The organism is Nitrosomonas sp. (assembly GCF_020852615.1).
Lineage (GTDB): Bacteria > Pseudomonadota > Gammaproteobacteria > Burkholderiales > Nitrosomonadaceae > Nitrosomonas.
In genome coordinates, this window is sequence record NZ_JADZAJ010000005.1 from 168,984 (window position 1) to 177,771 (window position 8,788).

An 8,788-nucleotide genomic window follows, 5' to 3' on the forward strand; every position below is an offset into this window, starting at 1 on the left:
GTTCATTAACAAATTGATTTATGTTTCCGCTTTTCTGGCATGCAGACCACATTCTTTAGATTCAGGATTTTCCCACCACCATCGCCCGGAACGAATGTCCTCTCCCGGAGTAATCGCTCTTGTACAGGGTGCACAACCTATACTGGGATAAAAACGATCATGCAGTGAATTGTAGGGAACCTGCTGCTGCCTGATATAGTCCCACACATCCTTTTCTGTCCATTCACAGAGAGGACTGAATTTATGCAAACTGTGATCATTATCAAAAACCAGTAACTTCAACCCGTCGCGTGTTGCAGACTGCTCACGGCGCATTCCTGTAATCCAGGCTTTTTTGCCGGCCAGAGCCCGTTTCAAAGGCTCAACCTTACGGATATAACAGCAACGCTTGCGCAAGTCGATGCTATCGTAAAACCCATTCGGCCCGTGTTGTGCCACATAACTTTCGACAGCTGATGCATCAGGAAAATAGGCATATACAGAAACACCATAATGCTCTTTTACCTTTTGCATCAGATCATAGGTTTCCTCTGGCAGCCGGCCGGTATCCAAGGTAAACATACCAATCCCGGGATAATGGCGCACGATCAGATCTGTCAGCACCATATCCTCAGCACCAAAACTGTTGGCAAATACGGCAGGTGCATAATTCTGCTGAATATCACTCAGCACACCGTGCAATTGATCAACTTTTTGCTGCAATGCCTGATCTTCCATGGTGAAATCCAACCTGCCAGGAAAGCCTCAAACAGTGGAAGCCGGATTACCGGTCTGATGCTTCAAAACAGCCCCACCTGAAATTTGCGGCAATGCACCTTCCAGATCAAGCTGGCGATCAAATTCCATACAGAATTTCGCTGCATCATTAGTCCAGGCATCCATTTCAGCGTACCATTCAGTCAGTAGCTGATCATTTAACCCTTCATCCGGCCAGGAAAAATACCGCACAAAGTTAGAAATGGATTTCGCCAGGGCGGAATGCGCAGGGGCTATTTGCGCTAACTCCATAGCCTGTTCTGCAAGTGTTTCATGTTTACGCCCCCCGGCCAGCTGTATTACTCCCTGGCTGATCATTTGAATAACTGCCTCAGCAGATTTAAGGGATTCCACAAAATCACGCTGGAATTTCAGCGCATTGCGGTAATTCCGCTCATTAGCTGCGTCAAAGAAGGTTGTACCAATCTGCACCTGCTTGGCTCCCGCACATTCGCCTCCACCCAACTGCAATACTTTAAAATCATCGGCATGGCCGTGATCACGCGCGACAGAAGCCAGTTCCTCAGAACTGACCTCTATTAAATCAGCAACCAGTTCACTGAAATATCCGGTACCTTTACGGCGAGTCCAGTTAAAAAATGATTCATCCGCTGCACGATCCGCATCAAATGAGGTTTTCACGCGATCAATGGCTGTCTCAATGCGAGCGGTTGGAACAGAAGGCCCCTTGAAAGCCAGCCCTCCCCCTGCCATCCCATCCCCTCCAAAATACATCTGATAATGCGGTACCAGCTTGCCATGCATGCGCTTACCTTCACCATATATACCAATATCTCCGACTTCAGGCTGAGCGCAGCCATTGTGGCACCCTGACACACGAATCCTCAGATCGTGCTTGCCACCTGATAATTTTCCTCCCACAGTAGGACTGGAAGTAATCCCCAGTCGGCATGTGGATGTACCCGGACAAGCCACAACATTATCACCCGCCCTGGGTAAACCCAGATCCAGCCCGGCCAGCGCAAGCTGGATATCAGAGAGCAAGTCCTGCGGCACGTTTACCAGCATCATGTTTTGATCCTGGGTTGTACGCACTTCGAGAAAATCATGTTTCTTTAATAACCCGGCCAATCCTCTCAACTGAACAGCACTTAGCTGTCCCAGACGGACACTGATTGGCACTACTTTTAAGTCAGGCTGTTTTTGTTCAAAAATATGACGTGGTGCACCCTGACCAGGCGCCTCAACATCTGTTCTGCCTGCCGCCCATTTTCCTTCGGGGTAAGGCTGGTTTTTCAATACCTCTTTGATACGGGCAAGCTCTTCCTGATATTTTCCGATAAAACCTTCTTCACCAAATTTATCCACCAGAAACTTGATACGTGATTTTGCACGCTTGGCTCGATCTGAATATTTGTTATGAACGGTCAACGCTGCTTCGATAACCAGAAACAGATCCTTTTCTTCAATAAACGGCTCAACCACAATTGCTTCATGCGGTTTATGACCAAGCCCGCCACCAATTACAATTTTGAAGCCAAACTTCCCTTCCTGATTCTTGACTGCAACAATTCCCAGATCATGGATCATGGACTGAGCGCAATCCGATTCGCATCCCGAATAACTGATCTTGAATTTCCGTGGCATCAGCTGATTAAGCGGTTTGCGTAAAAAGTGCCGTACCGTAGCATTAAGATAATGAGTAACATCGGTATGCTCTCGTGAGCACACCCCTGCCAGGGGACACGCAGTAATATTGCGGATCGTATTGCCACATGCTTCCCGCGTTGTCAGGCCACCCTGCAGCAAACGGCGCATGGCAGCCGGCGTATCTCTCAGCGGGACGTAATGCAGCTGGATATCCTGACGGGTTGTGATATGTGCCTTATCGTGCTGTGCGTAGTTTTCCAGCACATCTGCAATTGCCTCAAGCTGTGTGCGCACCAGTCGCCCGCCCGGAATTTTGACACGCACCATGTGGACACCTTCCTGCCGCTGACCGTAGATACCCATTTGCAGACGGGTGGCCATAAACCGGTCACCATCCACCTGACCATTTATCATTCCGAGCATCGCCTGCTCGTAGGCATCAATTTCTTTGCTGTCAGCAAGATCAGTCAAATAATCCATTTTCACTCTCCGTAGCTTCCTTTAGTGCGCTATATTGTTGTTTGTTATAAATTTGTTGAATTATTTCAACAGGGAAAGCGCAGCATTTTATCTGATAATCACGTACTGCTGGCGCCAATCTTGTAAATAAGAGGCTGAATTACCGCATTATCGGCCATATAACATCATCCGGATTTTGTTAGCCGGCAATTTTTAATCGTATCAGTCGTATCCCGCCTCAGCTCTATTTTTCCGAGAGCTTAACAATATTTTTTTATAAAATAAAATACTAATAAATTAAATACATATTACTAAAATATATATAAATGAAACTCCAGCAACTGCGATACCTCAATGAAATTGCCAGGCAAAAGCTTAATCTGTCCAAAGCAGCGGGTGTACTGCATACCTCCCAGCCCGGCATTAGCCGGCAGATCCAGCTGCTGGAACAGGAGCTGGGCGTTGAAATCTTTACACGCAACGGGAAACGTCTCACACATATCACCCCGCCGGGATTAGCGATTCTCGAAACAGCGCAGAGAATGCTGCAAGATGCGGATAACCTGAAAAAGATTGGCAAAGAATTCAGTGACAGAGAAAGTGGCACACTCATTATCGCCACGACACATACACAGGCACGATATGCTCTGCCCGCCGTCATCAAACGTTTTATCGGGCGCTATCCAAAAATCAAGCTAACATTGCGTCAGGGCAGTCCGATTGAAATAGCCACCTGGGTTTCCTCCGGCAAAGCTGATTTGGCCATTGCAACCGAAGCAATCGAATTATTTGATGAACTCGTTATGTTGCCTTGCTATGAATGGAACAGATGTATCGTTGTTCCTCCCAGACATCCTTTGCTCCTGCTCAGGGAATTAACGCTTGAAGCCATCGCTGAACACCCTATTGTCACTTACGATTTTGCTTTTACCGGCCGTTCCAAAATCAACCAGGCATTTGAAGCCAGAGGACTAAAACCAAACGTCGTTCTGACAGCGATTGACGCTGACGTAATCAAAACCTACGTGGAAATTGGATTGGGTGTGGGCATCCTGGCAAAAATGGCTTTTGATCCGGTGCGCGACAAGAAGTTACGGGCGATTGATGCCGCGCATTTGTTTGAACCCAGCACCACCCGTATCGGTATCAGTCGTAACAGCTATATTCGCCACTATATTTACGATTTTATCGAGATGTTTGCTCCACATCTGGATACAGAAACTGTCAAAAAAGCATTAACGAAGCATGTCTCCGCAGAATATAAACAGCAAACCCGTTAATGCGCAAAGATCAGGTTGACTGCCACACAAACAGCGATATTGAAAGTGCCTGACAACCACTGCGCACGCGAATGGCCATCAGGCTATATCAGATAGCAGACTACAGCTTCGCGCCAGTACCTACCAGGACAGCAGAAACAATCTTGTAAGAAAAAGTTTCAGGTTCCAGACTGTCTTGCGGACGTCCGTCGATCTCTGCATGCGGATAGCCAAAAGATGGCAGTTTGCCAATAGCACAAGCCTTGCCGAGATCAACATTTTCTCCATCGTTGAAAGCCACCCAGTTCATCTCCCAGGATCCAAACAGCTTTTCTCTCAACTGACTGATTGTTTCATGGTTATGTGGCAATGATTCAGCTGCCGCCACCCTCGCCACATCAGACGGATCTACCGGCACCCAACCGAATCCGGAAAGATAAAATTCCGCCTGGCAATGCTGGGAAGTACTTACATCCCCTGTTTTACCCAGGTTTTTGTTCAGTGCAGAGTCATTGATACGAATCCCGTACTGGATTCTGGCCGGGATGCCGGAAGCACGCGCAAGTCCGACAAAAATCGTATGAATATCAGCACATTTCCCGCTGAGTTTATCTTTCTTCGAAAGTAGACTCCGTAGATCGCCATTGCCCTGGCCGCGCATATTCACATCATAAGCAACATTATCAATCACCCAGTCATAAATGGCGCGTGCCTGTTGCAAAGGTGAGCCTGCCCTGGCCTGGCCAGTTATGGAAAATGCTGTTTTTTTCACAGCATCGTCTAACGGGATCAGTCTGGTTGACTGCAAATAGCGTTTTACATCCTGAGGAATCACAACCCTGGCCGGTGCCTTATAAAAACGCAGATCAACCGACCGATCACACGTTTTTACGATGCTGCTCACCTTGACGGTACGCTCTCCCCCTTTTTGCCATTCGGCATGGAATACCGGTGAGCGGGTACCGGGTAACATGCTGAATCCGGCTGAACTGGCATTGCCACTCCAGTTGCTTCCCTGTGTGAACTGGTAAGTGGTATCCGTGGTATCCGGCAGTGGCAGCCACAGCTTTGCAGCTTTACCTGCCGCGGGTAACGTCACCTGATACGTCAGCTGATAACCACGCCATTTAGCCTGATTTAAAGGCAATGCGGCTGCTCGTGATATTGCCGGAAACAGTGCCGCAGCTGCCGCACCTGACCCAACCAGCTTGAAAAAACTCCTGCGTTTCATACAACTCCTCATCAATGGTAGTATTGGAACCCGCTAAATTTATCGCTGCCGGCCAACCTCGTCAATTCCCAACGGTTTTTCATGCCAGACAACTCATTTCAGCTTGCCGCAATTGATATTACAACCGGCGACAACCCGTTATACACCGTGATATGGATGCACGGGCTGGGGGCAGATGGTAATGATTTTGTACCCGTTGTACAAACGCTCGATTTGCCAGCCGTTCCAGTCCGTTTTCTGTTTCCTCACGCTCCCCTGCAACCCGTCACCATCAACGGCGGCTATACCATGCGGGCCTGGTACGATATCCGGCATACTGATCTCATTGAACAGGAAGATGAAGCCGGGCTGTACAGATCTCAGCATGCCATCACGGCACTCATCGAACGTGAACACCAGAGGGGTACCCCGTCTGACCATGTTATTCTTGCCGGGTTCTCGCAAGGCGCTGCCATGGCACTGCAAACCGGATTACGTTATCCAGGCAGGCTTGCCGGCATTATCGCGTTATCAGGCTACCTTCCGCTCGCTCATAAAATTGCTGAAGAGGCACATACCGCCGGCAAAGCCACTCCCGTATTCATGGCACACGGGAATGAAGATCCCATCGTTCCGATAGCATTGGCACACACCTCGCTGCAACTGCTGCGCAAATACCATTATTCTGTAACCTGGCATGAATATCCGATGGAGCACAGCGTATGTAATCAGGAACTGGCCGACATTTCCCGCTGGCTGAAAACCCTCCTGAAATAAGAGTAAATTCAGGCAATGGCTCACGACAACAACCATTATTCACACCGTTCCGGCTGGTTACGAGCCGCCGTACTGGGTGCTAATGACGGCATTGTTTCAATCGCCAGCCTGATTATCGGGGTGGCCGCCGCTTCTACTACCGTGAATGAAATCGTTCTTGCGGGCGTGGCCGGCCTTGTTGCCGGCGCCATGTCAATGGCAGCGGGTGAATATGTATCTGTCAGCTCTCAATCCGATACAGAAAAAGCGGATATTGCCCTGGAGCAATATCATCTTGACCGGGATATTGATTTCGAACTGCAGGAACTTACGGATATCTACATCAAACGAGGCCTGCAACCCGAACTGGCATCACAAGTTGCTGAAGAACTCATGGCACATGATGCACTGGATGCTCATCTGCGAGATGAACTGGGTCTACACGAACGCACCAACGCAAAACCCATTCAGGCTGCTTTCACTTCGGCAGGCATGTTTACTGTTGGTGCCTCGATTCCTCTCGCGGCAACTATCATTGCACCTGCAGGCCAGATTATTCCTACTGTGGCAGCATCCTCTCTGCTCGCACTTGCTGCACTGGGCGCAGAAGCCGCCTATCTTGGAAGAGCCAATATAGTGACAGGTACTGCACGTGTCATTTTCTGGGGAGCGCTGGCCATGGGATTTACCGCACTTACCGGCATATTCTTCGGGATCGTTGCCTGAAGGTAACCTGCAGCAACACCAACCATTTTCATCATAAAAGGAGCCCTGCCCTGGATCTGATCTTATGGCGCCACGCTGAAGCGGAAGACCGCATTCCCGATTCAGCACGTGAGTTAACCGAAAAAGGCCTGAAACAGGCACAGAAAGTGGCCCGCTGGCTTGAACCCAGACTACCGGAAAATACCCGCATTATCGTCAGTCCGGCTGTACGCACACAGCAAACGGCCTCGGCACTGACCACCCGCTTTGAAACCAGTGATCAGATAGGTACAAGCACCACACCACTCAAAATACTGAACACAGTTGCCTGGCCGGCGGCGGAAGGAACAGTGCTGGTAGTGGGACACCAGCCAACCCTCGGCAAAATTGCTTCCCTCCTGCTCAAAGGAGATGAAAGCGGTTTCACTGTACGCAAAGGCTCAATCTGGTGGTTCAGCTGCAAACAAAAAGATGAGCAGGGAGGCACTATTTTGCGGGCGGTGATCACCCCTGAAATTCTGTGAATCCCCCTTCTTATTTCCCAAAATAAGGCGAAAAAACAGCTGCTGACAGTGACATAGTGGTAAAAATACGGCTGTATCCTTCCCTTTCACCGATCAGATCAAACCACCAGTACAGCACACATGAAAATACTGCCTTCCCTGTTTTCCCCTGCAGGCAAAAACGCAAAACTTTCCATTGTCATTTACCATCGCGTACTGCCGGAACCGGATCTGCTAACGGGAGAAGGAGGAATCGCACAGTTCGAAAAGGGATTGAGCTATCTGGTTAACAACTTCAACGTTCTGCCCTTATCCGAAGCAGTAAACCGGCTGCGCAGCGGCACTTTGCCTGCCCGCGCTGCCTGCATTACCTTTGACGACGGTTATGCGGACAATGCCGAAACTGCACTCCCTATTCTGCAAAAACACGGTATCACCGCAACATTCTTCATCGCTTCCGGTTTTCTCGATGGAGGAAGAATGTGGAACGATACCGTCATCGAATCGGTACGACTGGCCCGGGGTGACAGACTCGACCTGAGCTCGATCGATCTGGGGAACCACGCCATCACTACACTTGAACAACGGCAGGCTACCCTGAACCGGCTGATAGGCAAGCTGAAATATCAGTCCCACGCAACCCGATCCGAACTGGTGGAAAAACTGAGCACCATAATTGCGGCCAGACTGCCGGACAATCTCATGATGACTTCAGCACAGGTTAAACAGTTACATGAAGCCGGAATGGAAATCGGCGGCCATACCCTCACCCACCCGATTCTCGCCAGCATCGATGATGCTGCCGCCCGTACCGAAATCGCAGAAGGTAAAGCGAAACTCGAAGCCATCATCGGCACACCCCTGCGCCTGTTCGCCTACCCGAACGGCAAACCGGGAAAAGACTACCTGTCTGCCCATGTAGAAATGGTCAAGGATGCCGGATTTGAAGCAGCTGTTTCAACCGCATGGGGAGCTGCCCGACAGGATAGCGACAAGTTCCAGCTACCGCGTTTCACCCCCTGGGATAAAAGCGAATGGCGCTATGTACTGCGCATGGTGCAGAACATGAGACAAAGAATTCAGACTGTATAACGTTTATTGGGCGCTGTATCTTCCCTGCGCCCGTGGAGATACTTCTCCGATCCGATATTCGCTAAAGTCACCAGAATAGAAATTGATGGATTAATTCGGTTCAATTCAATGTCTGGATAAACAAAACTCTCGTTATGATCATTCGTAATAACTCTAGTTTTTACAGAATAGATCCCTTGAAATCGCCCATAAAAGCCAATCCACTCAGAAATCCGGGTGAATCCCTGAATCACCGTCTTCAGAATATTTTCCTGGATGATGTTGCTCCTTATTCCATAGCAGCATTATGTTTTGTATTAATAGCCGCGTAGGAATGGATACGGTGGTATACACAAACATCACCAAACCCGGTTTTATTTACAGTGATGGCTATACCTTGTATCGCAACACTTCTATGGAAAATTTATAAAGGGCGCAAAGAAGTCAAGCGTATCAAG

Annotated in this window: 8 protein-coding genes; 5 read left to right on the forward strand and 3 right to left on the reverse strand. The window is 49.1% G+C overall.

The window, feature by feature from the left end; genetic code table 11:
• Positions 1 to 18 precede the first annotated feature (18 nt).
• The gene (locus IT527_RS00910) at positions 19 to 717 is read right to left on the reverse strand and encodes a phosphoadenylyl-sulfate reductase (RefSeq protein WP_292965246.1); all 699 of its coding nucleotides are present in this window, start codon (positions 715 to 717) and stop codon (positions 19 to 21) included.
• A gap of 27 nt (positions 718 to 744) precedes the next feature.
• On the reverse strand, positions 745 to 2,847 hold the full coding sequence (locus IT527_RS00915; protein WP_292965247.1) for a nitrite/sulfite reductase: 2,103 nt from the start codon (positions 2,845 to 2,847) through the stop codon (positions 745 to 747).
• 305 nt (positions 2,848 to 3,152) lie between these two features.
• Between IT527_RS00915 and cysB the strand changes: the two genes are divergently transcribed.
• Complete coding sequence (cysB, locus tag IT527_RS00920; RefSeq protein ID WP_292965249.1) at positions 3,153 to 4,106, forward strand: HTH-type transcriptional regulator CysB; 954 nt, start codon at positions 3,153 to 3,155, stop codon at positions 4,104 to 4,106.
• Positions 4,107 to 4,206: 100 nt separating this feature from the next.
• Here the strand turns inward: cysB and IT527_RS00925 are convergent, their stop codons facing one another.
• The gene (locus IT527_RS00925) at positions 4,207 to 5,316 is read right to left on the reverse strand and encodes a transglutaminase-like domain-containing protein (protein ID WP_292965250.1); all 1,110 of its coding nucleotides are present in this window, start codon (positions 5,314 to 5,316) and stop codon (positions 4,207 to 4,209) included.
• Between the two features lie 81 nt (positions 5,317 to 5,397).
• Between IT527_RS00925 and IT527_RS00930 the strand changes: the two genes are divergently transcribed.
• The 4 genes from IT527_RS00930 to IT527_RS00945 all read left to right on the forward strand — a co-directional run bounded on the left by IT527_RS00930 (position 5,398) and on the right by IT527_RS00945 (position 8,351).
• Positions 5,398 to 6,072 carry a dienelactone hydrolase family protein gene (locus tag IT527_RS00930; protein WP_292965252.1) on the forward strand — a complete coding sequence of 225 codons (675 nt, stop codon included), beginning with the start codon at positions 5,398 to 5,400 and terminating at the stop codon, positions 6,070 to 6,072.
• A gap of 15 nt (positions 6,073 to 6,087) precedes the next feature.
• Complete coding sequence (locus IT527_RS00935) at positions 6,088 to 6,777, forward strand: VIT family protein (protein ID WP_292965254.1); 690 nt, start codon at positions 6,088 to 6,090, stop codon at positions 6,775 to 6,777.
• A 50-nt stretch (positions 6,778 to 6,827) separates the two neighbouring features.
• A complete protein-coding gene (sixA, locus tag IT527_RS00940; protein ID WP_292965269.1) occupies positions 6,828 to 7,280 on the forward strand; it encodes a phosphohistidine phosphatase SixA in 453 nt (150 codons plus the stop codon).
• Positions 7,281 to 7,400: 120 nt separating this feature from the next.
• A complete protein-coding gene (locus IT527_RS00945) occupies positions 7,401 to 8,351 on the forward strand; it encodes a polysaccharide deacetylase family protein (RefSeq protein WP_292965255.1) in 951 nt (316 codons plus the stop codon).
• Positions 8,352 to 8,788: the final 437 nt, after the last annotated feature.

What these genes read in the sequence shown, in the direction of transcription:
- IT527_RS00915 (WP_292965247.1), bottom strand. Translation starts at nt 2,847, where the DNA reads ATGGATTATTTGACTGATCTTGCTGACAGCAAAGAAATTGATGCCTAC.
- cysB (WP_292965249.1), top strand. Translation starts at nt 3,153, where the DNA reads ATGAAACTCCAGCAACTGCGATACCTCAATGAAATTGCCAGGCAAAAG.
- IT527_RS00935 (WP_292965254.1), top strand. Translation starts at nt 6,088, where the DNA reads ATGGCTCACGACAACAACCATTATTCACACCGTTCCGGCTGGTTACGA.
- IT527_RS00925 (WP_292965250.1), bottom strand. Translation starts at nt 5,316, where the DNA reads ATGAAACGCAGGAGTTTTTTCAAGCTGGTTGGGTCAGGTGCGGCAGCT.
- IT527_RS00945 (WP_292965255.1), top strand. Translation starts at nt 7,401, where the DNA reads ATGAAAATACTGCCTTCCCTGTTTTCCCCTGCAGGCAAAAACGCAAAA.
- IT527_RS00930 (WP_292965252.1), top strand. Translation starts at nt 5,398, where the DNA reads ATGCCAGACAACTCATTTCAGCTTGCCGCAATTGATATTACAACCGGC.
- IT527_RS00910 (WP_292965246.1), bottom strand. Translation starts at nt 717, where the DNA reads ATGGAAGATCAGGCATTGCAGCAAAAAGTTGATCAATTGCACGGTGTG.